This window comes from Bradyrhizobium sp. USDA 4506, from assembly GCF_054058795.1.
The window spans coordinates 449,855-467,276 of the sequence record NZ_JBSSBM010000002.1 but is presented as its reverse complement, the minus strand read 5'-3'; the positions used below and the strand labels follow the sequence as shown (position 1 = coordinate 467,276).

The following is a 17,422-nucleotide window of genomic DNA, read 5'->3' as shown; positions in this document are numbered from 1 at the left end:
TAATCGTTTTCGAGTTTTTCGGTGTCCGCGTTTCAGTCGGTCGCGCAGCGGCGGCTGGCGAAGGCGCAGTGGCTAAGTGTCAGCGCTCTCCTTCAGACAAATCGACGGAAGAGCCGCCGCCACCGTGATCACCTGAGCGGACCGTGTGGCTGACTGCCGACGCACCGTGCCGAACAGTCTCGGCACGCTTCATGCGCCGCGCCCAATCGGGCTGCCCTTCGGCCGAAGCGTTCGCGCCCTGCGCGCCGGCTTCCCCACCTCCGCCGAGCGCAGCCGCTGAACGACGCAACGGGCTCATCACAGCGGTAGCGCCGGCCTCCGCGACACCGGCAAGGCCGCCGCTCCGATAGGCCGCTGATGCTCCGCTCATGGCAGCGCCGCCACTACGCGCGGCGCCCGCGATCGCGCCGCCAGCGAGACCAGCACCGCCGGCGGCGAGGCCTGCGCCGGCGGCAACAATACCGCCGGCGGCAAGGCCCGTTCCAATCGCCGCACCGGCGCCGAGTTGCGGTCCGCCGGACACCAGGCCGTTGGCGATTCCTGGACCGAAGATGCCCAAGCCCAGCAAGGAGAGCGCCGCAAGCACCAGTGTCATAGCGTCTTCGATGGTCGGCTGATTGCCACCAAAGCCAGCGGTGAACTGCGAGAACAGGGTCGATCCAATGCCGACGATGACGGCCAAGACGAGGACCTTGATCCCTGAGGAGATGACGTTGCCCAAGACCCGCTCCGCCGCAAAGGCGGTCTTGCCAAACAGACCAAATGGGATGAGCACGAAGCCAGCCAGCGTTGTGAGCTTGAACTCGATCAAGGTGACAAAGAGCTGGATCGCGAGAATGAAGAAGGCGAGCAATACCACGACCCAGGCGAACAGGAGAACGACGATCTGGACGAAATTCTCGAAGAAGCTGATGTAACCCATCAGGTTAGAGATCGAGTCGAGCAACGGTCGGCCGGCGTCGAGCCCGACTTGAGCGATCTTTCCAGGTCTCAGAAAATCGGATGCGGACAGGCTTGCGCCCGATGCTTTCAGTCCAAGACCGGCGAGGCTCTCGAAGACGATGCGCGCCAGGCTGTTCCAATTGCCGATGAGATAGGCGAAGACCCCCACGAAGAGCGTCTTCTTGACGAGGCGCGCGATGATGTCCTCGTCAGTTCCCCAACTCCAGAACAACGCGGCAAGCGTGATGTCGATCGCAGCAAGGGTCGTTGCGAGATATCCGACATCGCTGCCGAGCAGCCCAAAACCGTTGTCGATATAACGCGTGAACGTTTCCAGGAACTGGTCGATGATCCCGGTACCGGTCATGGCCTGCTCGCCTCAGGTGTCGCCAGGTTCGGATATCCCTGCGGAATTCGGCTTTGATCCTTTGGGATGGGTATCGAGCTGGACGAATCATCGTGGCCGGAAGCTATGGCGCTGTCCTTCTTGCCAAAGAAGCGACGCCGGTTTTCGTCCCAAACGCGCTTACAATGCCGATAATCCGCTGCTTCCTCAGGAGTAACGCTGCGGCAGCCTGCGAGGTCGAACTTGGCTGCATCGGTCGCCTGGGCCGCCCTCGGTGCCGGCGGAGAATCGTCTCCGCCACGCAGTCGAATGGTGCAGGCAGCGACGACCACCAGGCCGATTGTTGTAAGTAGCGACAGGGCCTTGAATGCCTTTACGTCGAGCATCAGTGAAACATCTGCACGTTGGAGGATTGATAGCCCTGCCCCGGTGTCACGAACCGCCGAAGCTGCTCTCGTCCTTGATCTTGAGCCGAGGCGCGCCGAGCGGCCTCAAGGCTCTGCGCCCTGCCCTGCGCCGCGGCGGCCGCCGTGAGATCGGCAAGTTGTTGCGCTTGAAGTGCGAGGATCTGGTTGCCGGCCTGAGTTGCCTGCAGGGTGCCGCTGGCACTCTGGCTCGACGTTACGAGGGCAGACGTCTGGATGCGATTGGTGTCGAGATTGCCAACGATGCCGGCCTGAACGCGAAGCGCATCTTGCGTTGCGGCATACGAATTCTGCCACCGCGATTGAGCGTTCGAGATCAGCATTTGGTTCGACTGGCTGCTGGTGGCCGGCGCGTAGCTGGTCGAGAAGGCGCGGTCGATCTGCTGCACGTCGTAGGCGATGCGCTGGGCCTGGGCCAGCAATTGCTGGGTCCGCTGGATCGAAGATTGCAGTTGCTGCAGCGACGAATACGGCAGGTTGGCCAGATTTTTCGCCTGATTGATCAGCATCTGTGCCTCGTTCTGCAACGAGGTGATCTGATTGTTGATCTGCTGGAGCTCCCGCGCGGCCGTCAGGACATTCTGGACGTAGTTGTTGGGATCAAAGACGATCAATGCCCGTGCAGGCATCGTAACGCCAAGCGATAGAGCGATGGTGCCAGCGGCCAGCAATGAGCCAAGTCGCCTCATAGCGATTTCTCCAGATTGACGAGATTGGGGATCAGATCCGTCGCCCATGCGACGCCACGGTGTTGAAGCCAGGCCGGCACGAAGCCATCAGGTCCATGCTCAGCCAGGAGCCGCGTGACGTTCGCTTGGTCAGTCTTCGAAGCGGCGGCGGTGAAGGCGAGTGCCACCTCGCCAAGCCCGAGCTCAAACATACGGTTGCCGCGACGAGACTGGCAGTAGTAGTCGCGCTTCGGCGTCGCGCGGCTCAGAAGCTCGATCTGGCGATCATTGAGGCCGAAACGGCGGTAGATGGCAGTGATCTGCGGTTCGATCGCCCGTTCGTTCGGCAGCAACAAGCGTGTTGGGCAGCTTTCGATGATCGCGGGCGCGATCGCAGAGCCATCGATGTCCGAAAGCGACTGGGTGGCGAAGATGACGGACGCGTTCTTCTTCCGAAGCGTCTTCAACCATTCCCGGAGCTGCCCCGCAAAATCTTCATCATCGAGGGCGAGCCAGCCCTCATCGACAATCAAGAGTGTCGGCCGGCCATCGAGATGATCACCAATACGATGGAAGAGATACGCCAGCACAGCCGGCGCAGCACTCGTTCCGATCAAGCCTTCGGTCTCAAAGGCCTGGACCGACGCCTCGCCAAGACGCTCGAATTCGGCATCGAGCAAGCGCCCGGAAGGTCCGCCCAGGCAGTATGGTTGCAGGGCGCGCTTCAGGGAGTTCAATTGAAGAAGGACTGACAGGCCCGTGAGGGTGCGTTCCTCCCTCGGCGCCGAAGCGAGAGATGTTAGCGCCGACCACAGATGATCCTTGACCTCAGGGGTGATCTCGATCTTTTCCCGTGCCAGGATCGCGCCGATCCATTCCGTGGCCCATCCGCGCTCGGAAGGATCATCAATCCAGGCCAGCGGCTGCAGGGCGACCGGTTGTTCACCTCCGTCGGACAATGCGCCGCCGAGATCATGCCAGTCGCCACCCATGGCGAGGGCGGCCGCTCGAATCGAACCACCGAAGTCAAACGCGAAGATCTGCGAGTTCGGATAACGCCTGAACTGTAGCGCCATCAGCGCGAGCAGCACCGACTTGCCAGCACCTGTCGGTCCCACCACAAGGGTATGACCGACGTCGCCAACGTGGAGCGAGAATCGGAACGGCGTCGATCCCTCGGTCTTGCCGAACAACAGAGGCGGGCTTTTGAAGTGGAGGTCCCTCGCCTCGCCCGCCCACACGGCCGACATCGGAATCATATGCGCAAGGTTGAGGGTCGAGACCGGCGGCTGCCGCACATTGGCGTAGACGTGCCCGGGCAGACTGCCGAGCCAGGCTTCGACGGCGTTCACGGTCTCGATCATGCAGGTGAAATCTCGGCCCTGTATGACTTTCTCGACCAGCCTCAGCTTTTCATCGGCAGTGTTGGGATCGCGGTCCCAGACAGTGATGGACGCCGTAACAAAGGCTTGTCCGATCTGATCCGACCCCAGTTCCTGCAACGCCGCGTCGGCATCAAGCGCCTTGTTGTGGGCGTCGGTATCAAGCAGCGTCGATGCCTCGTTCGTCATGACCTCCTTGAGGATGGCGCCGATGGACTTTCGCTTGGCAAACCACTGCCGGCGAATCTTGGTCAGCAGCTTGGTGGCGTCGGTCTTGTCGAGCATGATCGCCCGGGTCGACCAACGATAAGAGAATGGCAGGCGATTCAGGTCGTCCAGGATCCCCGGGGTCGTGGCGCCCGGAAAGCCCACGATCGTCAGAACCCGCACATTGGCCGAACCCAGCATCGGCTCGAGCCCGCCGGTCAGCGGCTGGTCGGCCAACAGCGCATCGATGTACATAGGAATCTCGGGCACTCGAACCCGATGACGCTTGGTCGAGATCGTCGAATGCAGATAAGTCAGCGTATCCTGATCATCGAGCCAGGCGCATTCTGGCATGAACCCTTCAAGGAGACTGAGCACGCGGTTGGTTTGGTCGACAAACCCGCGCAGCACCTCCCGGGCATCTGCTCCAACGGTGCGGTCGCGACCTTCATAGAGCAATCGCTCCGCCTTAGCCGCTCCCTCCTCGGGAGGCAGATAGAGGAGGGTCACGAAGTAGCTGGACTCGTAATGCGCCCCCGCCTCCTCGAACTGAGCCCTGCGTTCCGCGTCGACTAGTGCGGAAGCGACGTCCGGAAAGGAGGCAGGTGGGTACGCCCCCGCAAAGTGACGCTGCGCCTCGATGAACACGGCCCAGCCGGATCCGAGGCGACGCACGGCGTTGTTCAGACGGCCGGCAACGGCGACGAGTTCGGCCGGCACTGCACTATCTAGGTCGGGTCCGCGGAACTTTGCTGTCCGCTGGAATGAGCCGTCCTTGTTCAGGATGATTCCCTCGTCGACAAGGGCTGCCCAAGGCAGGAAGTCGGCAAGACGTGTATTGGAATGGCGATATTCGGCAAGGTTCATCATGTCCGAGAACTCAGAGATTGAGATGACCGGGAATGCGCAGATGTCGGCGCACCACATCGACAAAGGCGGGATCGCGCTTGGCGGCCCAGACGGCGGCCATGTGGCCGATGAACCAGAGAACAAGACCCGCGATCCAGAGCCGCAATCCCAGCCCAAGGGCTGCCGCAAGCGTGCCGTTGACAATCGCAACCGACCGCGGCGCGCCGCCCATCAGGATTGGCTCGGTGAGCGCACGGTGAACGGGTACGACAAAGCCTGTAACCTGATCACCCATCAGATCACCACGCCGCCGCCGAAGGAGAAGAACGACAGGAAGAAGCTCGAGGCGGCAAACGCGATCGACAGACCGAACACGATCTGGATCAGCCTGCGGAAACCACCTGACGAATCCCCGAACGCGAGTGTGAGCCCGGTCACGACGATGATGATGACGGCGATGATCTTGGCGACCGGACCTTCAACCGACTGCAAGATCTGATTGAGTGGCTGCTCCCACGGCATGTTCGAGCCAGCCGCCCACACTGGTGCTGCCGTCAAAAGCACCGCGCCGAAGGCGACCAGCGATGCACCTCGAAGAAAGCGAAATTGCTGACGCATGTCAGTCTCCTGCTGATGAAAGGTTGTAGTCACCGGCGGCCCCAAGGCCCGTGACTATGGCGAGTTCAGCGAGGCGACGGTCACCGCCGCGACCCGCAAGCACAGCAACGAGATTGATGGTCTCCGCGATCAGGGCGCGCGGAACCGTGATGACCGCTTCCTGGATGAGTTGCTCGAGCCGCCGCAGCGCGCCGACCGCGCTGCCCGCATGGATAGTCCCGATGCCACCGGGGTGACCGGTGCCCCAGGCCTTGAGCAGGTCGAGCGCTTCGGCACCGCGAACCTCGCCAACCGGAATGCGATCCGGACGTAATCGCAGCGATGAGCGAACCAGGTCGGAAAGCGTGGCCACGCCATCTTTGGTCCGCAGAGCTACAAGATTGGGCGCCTTGCACTGAAGTTCGCGCGTATCTTCAATCAGCACGACCCGATCGGAACTCTTTGCCACTTCGGCCAGGAGCGCATTCGTCAATGTAGTCTTGCCGGTCGATGTCCCGCCGGCGACCAGAATGTTCTTCCGTGCGGCGACCGCGTTCTGCAGGATCTTGGCCTGCTCCGAGGTCATGATCCCCCTGCGGACGTAGTCGTCGAGCGTAAACACGGCCACGGCAGGTTTGCGGATAGCAAAGGCCGGTGCCGCGACGACCGGAGGCAACAGACCTTCGAAGCGCTCGCCGGTTCCAGGCAATTCGGCCGAGACCCGCGGCGAGCCGGCATGCACCTCCGCACCTACGTGGTGCGCTACCAGACGAACGATGCGCTCGCCGTCCGCCGCCGACAGTGTTTCGCCTGTGTCGATCAGGCCATTCGACAACCGGTCGATCCACAACCGCCCATCTGGATTGAGCATCACCTCGATGATCGCATCGTCTTCGAGGTAGCCCGCAATCGCGGAGCCAAGCGCGCTGCGCAGCATTCGCGCGCCGCGCGAACTCGCTTCCGATTGAATGGAATGGATTGTCACCGTTCGTCCCCACCGATTGAGGACGTCCAACGAGCGTCCTCATATGGGGATGATTAGAAAAGGCACCGACGGACCTGGCGCAACAAGCGGCTTCAGTGATCGTAGACTGGCGTAGAAAAAGAAAGACCGAGAACTGATGCTTGACGCTTGCTCAATCGTATCGTGAGCTACCGCTCACCACTCCGTATTGTCATCCGCGGGTACCAGTATGACCGAGTTCTCGTACACGTCGACGGGTTCGAGGGCGTCGGAATCACTTGCCGGCTTCAAAACGAGGATTGAACTCATCCACGAAGCCATGGATCGGCACCAGGGCAGCGCGAACCAGACCAACGCCGCGATTTGCAGTACCATGCTGAGACCAAACGCGACTTGATAGGCTTGGACTGGCCTATGCCCATCATTTGCGGACCATTGCTCCAGGATGAGACCTGTCGAGTATTGCGCCAGAAATGCCCAACCGAAGTGCAACACGTTCAAGGCACCATTGGCACGGCCGGCAAGCTCCGGCGGGAAGTAATCCGCTATCACCGCGAAGCTGACCACTGTCGCCGTTCCGACAATTGCGACAATAGACCAAGGCAGGATGGACGGCAAAGACGCTCGCAGGATCAGGGATAACTCAGCCGCGATGAACAGCACCGCAACCATCGCTAACACCGCCTCCGCCCCGATTCCTCTCCGCTTGATGGAATGGACGGTCGTACCGAATAACCAGGCGCCAGCGCTCAATACGATCGACATAATAAAAAGTTGTCTGACGAGACTTGCGCGATCAAGTCCCTCCACGTCGGTCAACCACGGTGATGCCCACAATCCCTGCAGAGACCAGGCTGATCCGACGCACGTCGCCGACAACGGGGCCATTCGCCAGAAGCGCCGATCGCCGAGAACGGAGCCAAGAGTGGCGCGCGCTGCTGATGGGACAAGGCCTCGCTCAGGCACGACAGCATAGATGAGAATGGCCGTCGCACCGGTAGCGACCGCCAGGACCTCAAAAAGTTGCCGCCAGCCCATCCAGGCGAGCAGGTGTTCGACGGGGACCGTAGCAGTCACCGCTCCTAGCGATCCCAGCATGACCATGTAGCCGTTAAGCAAGGCGACACGCTCCCTGGGGAACCAGATGACGATCGACTTCAGTCCTGCGGTCAACGCCGCCGCCACGCCAAGCCCGATCATTGCACGCGCGATCAAAAGCGACAGGAAGTCAGTCGATATCGCGAAGAGGCCGGCGCCTGCTGCGGCAAGCAAGAACAGAACACTCTGGACGCGACGCGGACCAAAGCGATCCAACAATATACCGATGGGGATCTGAGCGGCCGCGAAAACAAGAAAATAGACCGACGTAAGCAACCCGAGGTCGGCAGTCCCAACCCCGGTATCCGAGCTGAGATGGTTGGCGATTAGAGCATTGATCGTTCGAAACAGATAAGAGAGATAGTACCCAGCTGCAAAAGGGAGAAAAACGCGCGCGATTCGACGCCATGCTGTTGAGGTTTGCATGCTGGCCCCTTTGCTCTCAGCTCGCTCGAGCCGATAGCGCGTCCAGCTTTTGTCAGTTCGGCAAAATCGCTGCGGTCGTAGACTGGCGCAGAAAAAGAAGGACCGCCGAAATGGTCTATGTACACGGTTCAATCAGGTTTCCTCGGCCGGGTTCTGACGGCGGATATCTTCTGGAATCTCGCGTAGAAAGCTTTGCCCCTTTTGCAAGCGACGCCCGAGCGCCTCGACGAATCCTTCAAAGCGTTCCCTACCCTTTGCCTGCGCGGCCGCCTGCGCATCGTTGGGTAGCGGCGGCGTGATGGTCAGCCAGAAACGGATGAAGAGAGCCAGGGTCTCGGCCGTCAAACCGACGTCACGCTCCAATCGCTGCATCTGACGCGATAGCCGATCGAGGCGGCGAGTAAACGCCGCCTCCCGCCTGTCCGCGCCGTCCGGTGACAGAAATGAAGCAACCGCCGCCTCCACGATAGCCGACCGCGAAAGCTTCTTGCGATCGGCGAGCTCCGAGATCTGTTTCAGAAGCTCTGGCGGGAAATAGACATTCATCCGGTCGCGCATATCGCCTCAGAGCTCCATACCGTCATTCGGGTCCATGGCGACCTGACGGGCGACGCCGCGCATCTGTTGGCGCATGAGCCGGGACTGGCGGGCCGCATCCTCATCATCGTCAAGAACCGCGGCAAATTCCTCCGCCGGGGTCGGCTCGCTCGTCTCCTTGGCGATCGCAACGTGATCGGGGAGTTCGGGCTCACGACGGAGACCGCTGTTCTCCGTGTCTTCCTTTCCTTGCCCCCTGTCGATTGGAGGCGGTGCCGGCTTCAGCGTTCCAAGCGTCGACCATCCGTCCGTTCGCGAAGATCGACCGGATGACGCCGGATCGGGCGGCGGCAAGACCCGCTCAGTAAACCGCGCATCCTCATAATAGCGGACCTTCTTCGCCCGGATCGGCGGCGTGCCCGCTACCATGACGATCTCGTCCATCGGCGGAAGCTGCATGACTTCGCCCGGGGTCAAAAGCGGCCTTGCCGTCTCCTGGCGCGAGACCATCAGGTGCCCCAGCCAGGGGTTCAACCTATGACCGGCATAGTTTTTCATGGCCCTCATCTCGGTCGCGGTACCGAGCGCGTCGGACACACGCTTGGCGGTCCGCTCGTCGTTGGTCGCGAAGCTGACGCGGACGTGGCAATTGTCGAGAATCGCGTTGTTCGGCCCATAGGCCTTCTCGATCTGATTGAGCGACTGCGCGATCAAGAAACTCTTGATGCCGTACCCCGCCATGAAGGCAAGCGCGGACTCGAAGAAATCAAGCCGACCCAGCGCCGGGAACTCGTCGAGCATCATCAGAACTCGATGCCGCCGGTCACGGGCGTGCAAATCCTCGGTCAGGCGCCGACCGATCTGGTTCAGCACCAGGCGGATCAGTGGCTTGGTCCGCGAGATATCGGAGGGCGGCACCACGAGGTAGAGCGTCGTTGGGCCGCAATCTGAGATCAGATCGGCGATCCGCCAGTCGCACCGGCAGGTCACGTGAGCCACCACGGGGTCGCGGTAGAGCCCGAGAAACGACATTGCGGTGGACAGAACGCCGGAACGTTCGTTCTCGGATTTGTTGAGGAGTTCGCGCGCGGTCGAGGCGACGACCGGATGAGCACCTTGCTCGCCGAGGTGCGGCGTGGTCATCATCGCCCTCAGAGTCGCCTCGATTGGCCGCTTCGGGTCGGACAGGAAGGCGGCAACGCCAGCCAAGGTCTTGTCCGACTCGGCATAGAGGACATGGAGGATGGCGCCGACCAGGAGCGAATGACTGGTCTTCTCCCAATGGTTCCGCTTGTCGAGCGAGCCTTCCGGGTCGACCAGGACGTCGGCGACATTCTGGACGTCGCGAACCTCCCATTCCCCGCGCCGGACCTCGAGCAGCGGATTGTAGGCTGAGGACTTTGGGTTGGTCGGGTCGAACAACAGGACGCGGCCATGCTGCGAGCGAAAGCCGGCGGTCAGTTGCCAGTTCTCACCCTTGATGTCGTGAACGATCGCCGAACCGGGCCAAGCCAGAAGCGAGGGGACGACAAGGCCGACGCCCTTGCCGGATCGGGTTGGTGCAAAACACAAAACGTGCTCCGGTCCATCGTGGCGGAGGTAGTCGCGGTCGAGCTTGCCGAGTACCACACCGTCCGGACCGAGTAGGCCTGCCACCCTCACCTCCTCCAAACCGGCCCAGCGCGCCGAACCGTAGGTCTCGACGTTCTTGGCTTCGCGCGCCCGCCACACCGACATGCCGATCGCCACCGCAATCGAAACGAAGGTCCCTGACGCCGCGATGAAGGCCCCCTCGACAAAGATTTGAGGCGCATAGGCGTCGTAGACGAACCACCACCAGAAGAAGATCGGCGGGTAATAGATCTTGAAGCCCAACAGTTCGAACCAGGGTCGCCCAAGCTCCGGTTGCCAGGCGAGCCGCCAGGCCGTCCACTCGGTTGCTCCCCAAATGGCCAGCAAGACGATCAGGCCGACAACGATCACTTGGCCCCAGAGAATCTTGGTTCCGGACATCGCGAACGCCCTTCCGTAACTGCATTGGAGATTGCTAGAGGCCGAGGTCGCGCTTCCGACCGAAGCCCCATTCGATGCCACCGCCGTCCTTCATGACTCCGGTGACTTGTTGGCCCAGTTTCCTTTCGAGTTCGCGCGACCAGGGCACGAGCTGGAAGCCGAGCCCATTGTCGATCATGGCGAAGCGTCCCGAGGTGAGCGTCAGCCGCTGGCGATACGTGCCGGCCACATGCTCCCCAGCGGCGGCGTTCACGTGAGGCAGGCCTGTGCCGGCCGAGACCTTTGCTGCCACCTCGTCCAGCTCGCGCCGGCGCAACGTGTTCAGGAGGTCGCGCTGCAGTATGATGCGCTGGCCCTGCCGCCGCGCCAGGCCCTCCTGGATCAGATGCTCGGTACGGGCTTCCATGGCGGCGCGGGTCTCGCGACCGAATCCGCCCATGGCGAGCGGCATGGGGTCGCGTTCGACCAGCCTGTGGTCGAGCCAGGTTGCCCCTCGTGCCGTGACCTGGCCACCAAGATCGAGATCGGAACGGGTTGCGAGCACTGTGGTCGGCCGCGGATCGCCGTTTTGACCGAAGCGTCGGACTTCGACGATTCCGCCGATCGGCGGTGCGTGGTCGAACACCTCGACGCCTCGGAAGCGCACGTGGTGCGCCCGTCCGTCTGTTCCGTCGATCAGCGCGTAGGCCTCGCCAGTCAGTTCGTCATGCAATCCCCGGTCGACCAGCCGTCCGATAATTTCGTACGTCGGCGGTCCACCTTCGATGACGAAGTCAGCAACGCCGCGCGCTTCCCCACGCTCGGTAAAGGCGCGGTGCATGGTCTTGATGATGTCGCCGCGCATGCCGAGATCGCGCAAGCTGCGCTCGGCCTCGAGGCCGACCATCCATTCCCCTGGTGCGGCGGATGCGGCAAGCCCCATCTTCTCCAGGTGTTGAAGGCGACCGACCATCAGGCGCCGGATCTCGGGATCGGAGCTGCCGGAATTCTCTGGGCGGAGATCGATAGTGCCGGTCTCATCTGCCGCAAGCCGGATCTCCCGGTCGAGCCGCGTCCATCGTTCCGCCGTGACTTCCCTCTCCAGCGAGTTACGGACCTCGTGCTCGGGTTTTGGACCCAGTTCGATGGCGACCAGTTCCTCGGCGCGTGAGCGCAGGCCCTCGCTGATGTAGTCGCGGGAGATCACGAGATCCGCCCCTTCCTTATCTACGCCGCGAACGAGAAGATGGACGTGAGGGTTGTCGGTATTCCAATGATCGACAGCCACCCAATCGAGCCGCGTGCCGAGATCGGTCTCCATCTGCTTGGCGAGGTCGCGGGTGAAGGCCTTCAGATCGGTCATGTCGCCGGCGTCCTCGGGCGAGACGATGAACCTGAAATGATGCCGATCGTCCTTGCACCGTTCTGCGAAAGCCACGCTATCGGCGCGGTCGTGGCCGACGTCGAACATCTCGGCCCGCTCACCATTCCGGGTCACGCCATCGCGCTTCAGATATGAGAGGTGGGCGGTCAGCGGCGCTGATCGGTAGGCTCGCCCTTTGTGACGAACCACGCGCGCCTTCACGACGACTCGCCGCGTCGGGCTGAACAATCTGGCGCGGTTAAAGGCGAGGCGGCCGCGGCCAAACGTTGAGCGCCCATGGACCGCCGAACGACGGCCGGCCACCGCCTGACCCGAGGTATGTCCTGCTTTCTTCGCGGCCCGCAGCACCTGGTTGATGAAGCTCTTGGGCTTCGGCGTGCGGGTATTGCGGATGCGCCCAGGCCGAATATGCAGGTCGCTGTCGCGGATGCTCACGGCCGGCCCTCCCAACAATCAAAGGCGCACGCGGTGCCGAAAACGACTTTGATTGCACTCACCAAAATGCCAGGCGCGGCACGCGCCCCGACCGACCGGCACGCCAGAACCCAAGCCATGCCAATGGCTTGTGGTTCGACCGGCGAGCCAGTTTTATCTCGCCGTCCACCTGTCGTGCTTGTGCGCTGTCTTCGCTCTTTCGCCAATTGCTCGCTGTTGCACGCCATGGCTTGCGAACCTGCAGATCTGGTCATTGCGATGCTCCCGAATTCGACCGAGGGACGAACACACCAATCGGCCGAGGGACCATAGGCGAAACATCGTGCATTGAGATTGCTGTCTTGGCGCCACTCGAAGGTATGAGTTCCGCCGATCGATCGCCCGTTCTCATCAGATGAAGCCGTGTGACGAGCGACGTTGCAGTTGCGGATGACTGCCGGCCGGCGGTCCACGTAGCAGGCAATTCGATGCCAAGCAGAGTTGCAAGCTTTACCACATACGCTTGCGTCTCTGCCGGCAAGGAGCCGCCCGCAAGGCGCGCTTCATAGCGAGATGGTCCCGCGTTGTACGCCGCAAACACACCAGGCGAGCCATAGCGATCGAGCAATTCACGCAGATACGCTGCGCCAGCCAGAATGTTGTCGTGTGGATCGTAAGGATCGCTGCCCAGATTATAGCGCTTGCGAAGTTCCGCCCAGGTCGCCGGCATGATTTGCATCAGGCCGATTGCGCCTTTAGGCGATCTGGCCTGCGCGTCGCCCGCGCTTTCGATGCTGAGGACCGAGCGTATCCAGGCTGACGGGATCGCAAAGCGTTGTGCGGCTTCGCCGATGAAGCCCGCGAACGAGTGGTTGGCCTGACGGATCGCTGGAAATGCGATCGGCTCGTCCTGAGCTGGAGCAACCTTGCCCGATGCGGTCAGAAGGAGCACCAGGGGCACCACACGCCCGACGGACCGAGCTAAGCATGCCGCCGTGCTCGCGCGCATCCAGAGCAAAGCCGCTCCGCGCCGGCCATTCGGCCGCGCTGAACCGACACGGCGCGCGGCGGCTTCGCAAACATTAGTCGGGACGGAGGGCTTGTCGCGCAATCGATCGAACAGAGGAATGGCAGGACGACCACGTGGAACGCGCACGATCACTCCTCCCACGTCCACACTGGGAACGCACGTCCGATCACGGCGGAAGCCGGAAGAAATCCAAAGTATCGGCCGTCCAGCGAGTCGCTGGACTGCCAGTTCATCAGAAAGAGTTCGCCGTCTCCGACGACCCAACAGCCCTGCCATTTCGGCAGCGGCCGGCCGCTTCCGTCGCGATCGCGGGCCTCGCCGACTGCAATGTCATCAACCGAAATCGTGAGGCCGGTTCTGCAGACAGTCTGTCCGGGCAACGCGAGCACCCGTTTGAGCATGGGCACGCCGATGGGCAGATAGCCGTTAAGGTCGAGGAAGGTCGCAAGCGGCTCTGTCGGCTGAACGGCGACCAGTTCGGTAACCTGGAAGCGCGTTGTCGGTCGCAAGCGATAAAGACCGATTGGCACGCTCGTCGATGCATTCCAGATGTAGAGCGGAAGCGGCTCCAGAGCGACTGTCGCGACGAGCGCAGCGACGACCCCAAAGGTCGTGATCAACGTCATCAGGCGGCCTCTCATCGCATCACTCTCTGGCGATGGAGCCAAGCCTGGTGGCGGGCTTTCGTGTAGGGACGCGGGTTTTCATTGACGGACAGACGGTTGTGAACGTGATGCCAGTGATCCGGAGCGACGTCGGCGGGGTCGATGCCGAGCGCCTCGACGGCGTCGATCATCTGCAGCACGCGTTCGACCTTTGGCCAGCCGGAGAGCCGCAGCAAAATCTCTCCGCCGGGCTTTACATAGGCCACAGTCGAGCAGCGTTGTCCCGGCGCGACCGCACGCAAGATGTCGATCCGCGAAATGATCGTACCGAAGTCGTTGGAGGTCCAACGGACGAAAGCAAAGCTGCTGCCTGGCGCGAATGACAGGACACGCCGGTGGCGATCGAGCTTCCGTTCCTTGACGATGCGACCGAACCGAATGCGGTTTTCGATACGCTTTTCGAGCCACAATAGTTCCACTTCGGTGAGATCGCTCATGCCGCCGCTCCTCGAAGCTCGAACCGTGGACCGTATGCTTTGAGCGTCGTAAAGCGCGTGAGCCGCTTCAGAAGATGAACAGGCCTGGCGGCTCGGCGTTGCCGGTCACCTCCCATGCAAATTGTGGTCTGGTCGGTTACAAGAAATCGGGAGGATTTCTGGTTAACCGGGGCACTGAATTGTGACCCCTCGCCGGCCGTGTTGCGGCAACGAAGCCTCGCAATGATCCCAGCACGGTGCGATTCGGCGGTCGGCTGTGAAAGAAAACGACGGACATCTACGCAGGTCATGATGTGTCGCTGGAGGCGACGAACATTTGTGTGGTGGATGGTGACGGCAAGCCCGTCCGGCAGGCGAAAGTCGAGACCGATCCGGACGCAATCGAGCTGGTCCTGGCAGAGGGGGCAAGCCACCTGAAGCGCGGCGGGCAGGAAGCATTCTCGTACAGCGCCTGGCTGCTGACGGCGCTGGAGGGTCTCCCCGTGATCTGCATCGAGACGCGCCATGCCAAGGCGGAGCTGAACGCGATGCCGAACACGACCTACCGAAACGACGCCAACGGTATTGCGGAGCTGACCCGGACCGGCTGCTTCCGCGCAGTTCATGTCAAGCTGGAGAGCGTGCAAACGTTGCGGGCGCTGCGGGTCGGACGGATGGCGCTGCTCGGCAAGCTGCTGGCTATGGTGAACACGATTCGCGACCAGTCGCGCCCGTTCGGGCTCAAGGTCGGCGAGATATCGGCGGGCCGCCTTGAAGCCATTAAGCACAGCGCCGGTTAGTCTGACCGCCCATTCTCCAGATGCCGGCATGTGGCGGCCCTGGCGCCGGCCACGGATATCAACGAGTTCTCCTCGACGAGCGAACTGCCGCAAACGAACGCAAGGAGCGTAATGCGATGACGCCGACGTCGGTGATCGCGTGGCACTGCGCGCGACCCCGCCCGTACGTTCGAGAAAGGAATTGCATTGCAGTAAAGTGTTGCGCGTGAGAGAGCAAGCGTATGAGGTATCGCTGCAGGCGTCAGTCCCCGACGGCACGAGGGTCGCGATCCTCGATAGCGCGAGTTGATTCACAGATTGTCCTCCGAATTTGGAATGAGACTGCGATGCGCAGGCGTGCCCCGTTAAGGGATCAACAGGCCCCGGTACAAAGTTCAGCCGCTCGGTACCGTTCGGATCGCGCGTGAGTACGAGCAGATAGCCGGGCAATGTCTGGCGTTGGACGATCTGACGTAAGTCGTAGGCGAAGTGCATGAGCGGCAAAAAAATGCCGAAATCGGCATCGAGATGCACAAGGTCGGAGCTCCAGCCGCCGCGCCGGCGCCCACCGTGCTTGCGCAGGAGCCGGTAAGGCCAACGGTCGAGCCCGCCTATCAGATTGAAATGGGTGCGACCGATCGTCAGCACGAGCCCGTCATCAATCACACCCGTATAGAACCGATCAGGCAGGATCAGCTCGAGACCAAATGGACGCCCGTTTACATCGACCCTCTCCTTCCACTCGTTGATCCAGGAGCAACGATGCCGTCGTCGTTCTGTTGGATGGCGGATCGAAGTCTGCGCTGTCATCGTTTGCGGTCTGTCGAGCCCGGTCTTTAGCCGGTCATATTCCCGCGCGCCGGTGTCGTGAGCGACAAAAGTCGAACTCTTGTAACGCGCTGCAGCCATCAAACGCGACGTATTCAAACCGGTGTCACGCGCTTCGACGATCTGGTGCGCGGCCCAGATCAGAACATCTGCATCCCAAATGGCCGCCATGCCGTGTTTACGCATGGCTTCAACGTGAATTGCGATCGCGCCGGCACAGAAATCGATTGGCACGATGCGCTTTGTCTTTGCGACTGTGAAGAACGGATAAGCGATGAGATCCTGCGCGTCGCGTGGTGCGAGATCGCCAGGAAAGGCACGAAACGGGGCAAGCTGCTCGCGCTCGGAACAGCGGCGGCGCGCCGAGGATTTGCTAACGGACATTGCTTAGCGCCGCTCTTTACCCGCGTAGGGAATTGGCGCATGCCGTTTTGCGGGCAGCACCGTGCCGGCACCGGGATCGGAAGTCGATTTCTTCTTGCCTAGTTTGGCCCAGGCTGTCAGGTCGGCAACCGAGTAGACCACACGCCCGCCGATCTTGTGATATTCCGGGCCAGTTCCATACGTTCGATGTTTCTCCAAAGTGCGACCGGACAAACTCAAAAAGCGAGCGGCTTCGGACGTTCGCAGGTAACGCGGCATCTTATCCGCGCTCGGATCGGACATTTGAAAAGCTCCGTGATCGTCTGGAGCGCGAACGAGGTTCGCCGCGCGTCGACGGCCACCATCGCGGAGTAGCAGCGCTTAAGGGGATGCCGAAGATGACGGAGTGATTTTCGATACCCTACGGAAGACCTATTCGTCTTCGCGCTCGGGCCACAGAAGCTTGCGGTAGAAGCCGCCCATCAGCGATTGCGCAGGCGAACACGCGGATACGACGTCAGGTGCTCGCGCCTGCTATTTGGACGATTGATCAAAGTTTGGGCTTCGCGTGCATCCGTTCATTGTGCGCCAGAGTAATTGGGCCCATATGCCCGTTAGTCGCCATCAAACATCAACTCGGCTGCGTATGACGAGCCGACTTCCGGCGGCTCGTTTGACCAGATGCGGTGCTCCACCGAATCGACGCGCGGCACTGCAGTCCAGTCATCGGGCGCGACGCACCTGCCCGGCCGCGAGATCGAGCCGTAGCCGAGACGCTGACTTGCGAGAAACAGCCGATGCGGCTGCTGCGATCAAGATCGGCCCCGCTCATCGCGTTGCCGGAGCCGGTAGCGTTCGACAAGAACAGGAACGATCGTTTCGGCTCAGCTCTCGTATAGCCCTGGATTTCAGGGAGATCATGGCCGTCAACCTGCATCGGAAGTACGACGATCTACAAATACGCAGGGAGGAGCGAGCGAGCAGGTTTAAACCGCTAAAGCGTGGCGATCTCTCAGCAAGCACCACCGTGCTCGGACAAATTGCTGAAGCATTGGGATCGAACCGGGAGGCCGCTCAAGAGCGCGGCGCGGCTTAAATCGTAAGCCGCTT

The 17,422-nt window shown here is 61.6% G+C and carries 17 protein-coding genes and 1 pseudogene; 2 read left to right on the top strand and 16 right to left on the bottom strand.

The features are described 5' to 3' along the window. Positions 1-79: 79 nt before the first annotated feature. From trbL to ACVIHF_RS04510, 14 genes are all read right to left on the bottom strand, one after another. Positions 80-1,309 (bottom strand): P-type conjugative transfer protein TrbL, encoded by a 1,230-nt coding sequence (gene trbL, locus ACVIHF_RS04575; protein ID WP_456791778.1) that lies wholly within the window; start codon positions 1,307-1,309, stop codon positions 80-82. Further along, the gene (trbK-alt, locus tag ACVIHF_RS04570) at positions 1,306-1,674 is read right to left on the bottom strand and encodes a putative entry exclusion protein TrbK-alt (protein WP_310885043.1); all 369 of its coding nucleotides are present in this window, start codon (positions 1,672-1,674) and stop codon (positions 1,306-1,308) included. Before trbK-alt ends, trbL begins: the two co-directional genes overlap by 4 nt. Next, positions 1,674-2,402 carry a P-type conjugative transfer protein TrbJ gene (gene trbJ / locus ACVIHF_RS04565; RefSeq protein WP_310885044.1) on the bottom strand — a complete coding sequence of 243 codons (729 nt, stop codon included), beginning with the start codon at positions 2,400-2,402 and terminating at the stop codon, positions 1,674-1,676. Before trbJ ends, trbK-alt begins: the two co-directional genes overlap by 1 nt. After that, positions 2,399-4,840 (bottom strand): conjugal transfer protein TrbE, encoded by a 2,442-nt coding sequence (gene trbE, locus ACVIHF_RS04560; protein WP_456791777.1) that lies wholly within the window; start codon positions 4,838-4,840, stop codon positions 2,399-2,401. The genes trbJ and trbE overlap by 4 nt, the downstream gene beginning before the upstream one ends. Positions 4,841-4,850: 10 nt before the next feature. Further along, on the bottom strand, positions 4,851-5,114 hold the full coding sequence (locus ACVIHF_RS04555) for a VirB3 family type IV secretion system protein (protein WP_253624253.1): 264 nt from the start codon (positions 5,112-5,114) through the stop codon (positions 4,851-4,853). Continuing rightward, on the bottom strand, positions 5,114-5,437 hold the full coding sequence (locus tag ACVIHF_RS04550; RefSeq protein WP_310881377.1) for a TrbC/VirB2 family protein: 324 nt from the start codon (positions 5,435-5,437) through the stop codon (positions 5,114-5,116). The genes ACVIHF_RS04555 and ACVIHF_RS04550 overlap by 1 nt, the downstream gene beginning before the upstream one ends. Before the next feature lies 1 nt (position 5,438). After that, a complete protein-coding gene (trbB, locus tag ACVIHF_RS04545; RefSeq protein ID WP_456794071.1) occupies positions 5,439-6,353 on the bottom strand; it encodes a P-type conjugative transfer ATPase TrbB in 915 nt (304 codons plus the stop codon). Positions 6,354-6,575: 222 nt separating this feature from the next. Continuing rightward, on the bottom strand, positions 6,576-7,904 hold the full coding sequence (locus tag ACVIHF_RS04540) for an MFS transporter (RefSeq protein WP_456791776.1): 1,329 nt from the start codon (positions 7,902-7,904) through the stop codon (positions 6,576-6,578). 132 nt (positions 7,905-8,036) lie between these two features. Continuing rightward, positions 8,037-8,462, bottom strand: a complete 426-nt coding sequence (locus tag ACVIHF_RS04535) for a ribbon-helix-helix domain-containing protein (protein ID WP_310881374.1) — start codon at positions 8,460-8,462, stop codon at positions 8,037-8,039. Positions 8,463-8,468: 6 nt separating this feature from the next. Continuing rightward, positions 8,469-10,454, bottom strand: a complete 1,986-nt coding sequence (locus tag ACVIHF_RS04530) for a conjugal transfer protein TraG (protein ID WP_310881373.1) — start codon at positions 10,452-10,454, stop codon at positions 8,469-8,471. Positions 10,455-10,488: 34 nt separating this feature from the next. Further along, a complete protein-coding gene (locus tag ACVIHF_RS04525) occupies positions 10,489-12,252 on the bottom strand; it encodes a relaxase/mobilization nuclease domain-containing protein (RefSeq protein WP_456791775.1) in 1,764 nt (587 codons plus the stop codon). Between the two features lie 250 nt (positions 12,253-12,502). Continuing rightward, positions 12,503-13,183 carry a lytic transglycosylase domain-containing protein gene (locus ACVIHF_RS04520; RefSeq protein WP_456791774.1) on the bottom strand — a complete coding sequence of 227 codons (681 nt, stop codon included), beginning with the start codon at positions 13,181-13,183 and terminating at the stop codon, positions 12,503-12,505. Between the two features lie 206 nt (positions 13,184-13,389). Then, positions 13,390-13,902, bottom strand: a complete 513-nt coding sequence (locus ACVIHF_RS04515; protein WP_310881370.1) for a S26 family signal peptidase — start codon at positions 13,900-13,902, stop codon at positions 13,390-13,392. Continuing rightward, positions 13,899-14,363 carry a DUF2840 domain-containing protein gene (locus ACVIHF_RS04510; protein ID WP_310885050.1) on the bottom strand — a complete coding sequence of 155 codons (465 nt, stop codon included), beginning with the start codon at positions 14,361-14,363 and terminating at the stop codon, positions 13,899-13,901. The genes ACVIHF_RS04515 and ACVIHF_RS04510 overlap by 4 nt, the downstream gene beginning before the upstream one ends. A 293-nt stretch (positions 14,364-14,656) precedes the next feature. Between ACVIHF_RS04510 and ACVIHF_RS04505 the strand changes: the two genes are divergently transcribed. Further along, a complete protein-coding gene (locus ACVIHF_RS04505; protein WP_310881368.1) occupies positions 14,657-15,142 on the top strand; it encodes an IS110 family transposase in 486 nt (161 codons plus the stop codon). Positions 15,143-15,432: 290 nt separating this feature from the next. Here ACVIHF_RS04505 and ACVIHF_RS04500 read toward each other — a convergent pair. Then, a pseudogene (locus tag ACVIHF_RS04500) lies at positions 15,433-16,333 on the bottom strand (replication initiator protein A). A gap of 3 nt (positions 16,334-16,336) precedes the next feature. Beyond that, a complete protein-coding gene (locus ACVIHF_RS04495) occupies positions 16,337-16,615 on the bottom strand; it encodes a helix-turn-helix transcriptional regulator (protein ID WP_456791773.1) in 279 nt (92 codons plus the stop codon). A gap of 478 nt (positions 16,616-17,093) precedes the next feature. Here ACVIHF_RS04495 and ACVIHF_RS04490 point away from each other — a divergent pair, with 478 nt between their 5' ends. Further along, positions 17,094-17,408, top strand: a complete 315-nt coding sequence (locus ACVIHF_RS04490) for a hypothetical protein (protein ID WP_310881366.1) — start codon at positions 17,094-17,096, stop codon at positions 17,406-17,408. Positions 17,409-17,422 lie beyond the last annotated feature (14 nt).

Coding starts and splice junctions, on each gene's coding strand:
- trbL (WP_456791778.1), bottom strand. CDS start 1,309: ATGACCGGTACCGGGATCATCGACCAGTTCCTGGAAACGTTCACGCGT.
- trbK-alt (WP_310885043.1), bottom strand. CDS start 1,674: ATGCTCGACGTAAAGGCATTCAAGGCCCTGTCGCTACTTACAACAATC.
- trbJ (WP_310885044.1), bottom strand. CDS start 2,402: ATGAGGCGACTTGGCTCATTGCTGGCCGCTGGCACCATCGCTCTATCG.
- trbE (WP_456791777.1), bottom strand. CDS start 4,840: ATGATGAACCTTGCCGAATATCGCCATTCCAATACACGTCTTGCCGAC.
- ACVIHF_RS04555 (WP_253624253.1), bottom strand. CDS start 5,114: ATGGGTGATCAGGTTACAGGCTTTGTCGTACCCGTTCACCGTGCGCTC.
- ACVIHF_RS04550 (WP_310881377.1), bottom strand. CDS start 5,437: ATGCGTCAGCAATTTCGCTTTCTTCGAGGTGCATCGCTGGTCGCCTTC.
- trbB (WP_456794071.1), bottom strand. CDS start 6,353: ATGCTGCGCAGCGCGCTTGGCTCCGCGATTGCGGGCTACCTCGAAGAC.
- ACVIHF_RS04540 (WP_456791776.1), bottom strand. CDS start 7,904: ATGCAAACCTCAACAGCATGGCGTCGAATCGCGCGCGTTTTTCTCCCT.
- ACVIHF_RS04535 (WP_310881374.1), bottom strand. CDS start 8,462: ATGCGCGACCGGATGAATGTCTATTTCCCGCCAGAGCTTCTGAAACAG.
- ACVIHF_RS04530 (WP_310881373.1), bottom strand. CDS start 10,454: ATGTCCGGAACCAAGATTCTCTGGGGCCAAGTGATCGTTGTCGGCCTG.
- ACVIHF_RS04515 (WP_310881370.1), bottom strand. CDS start 13,902: ATGAGAGGCCGCCTGATGACGTTGATCACGACCTTTGGGGTCGTCGCT.
- ACVIHF_RS04510 (WP_310885050.1), bottom strand. CDS start 14,363: ATGAGCGATCTCACCGAAGTGGAACTATTGTGGCTCGAAAAGCGTATC.
- ACVIHF_RS04495 (WP_456791773.1), bottom strand. CDS start 16,615: ATGTCCGATCCGAGCGCGGATAAGATGCCGCGTTACCTGCGAACGTCC.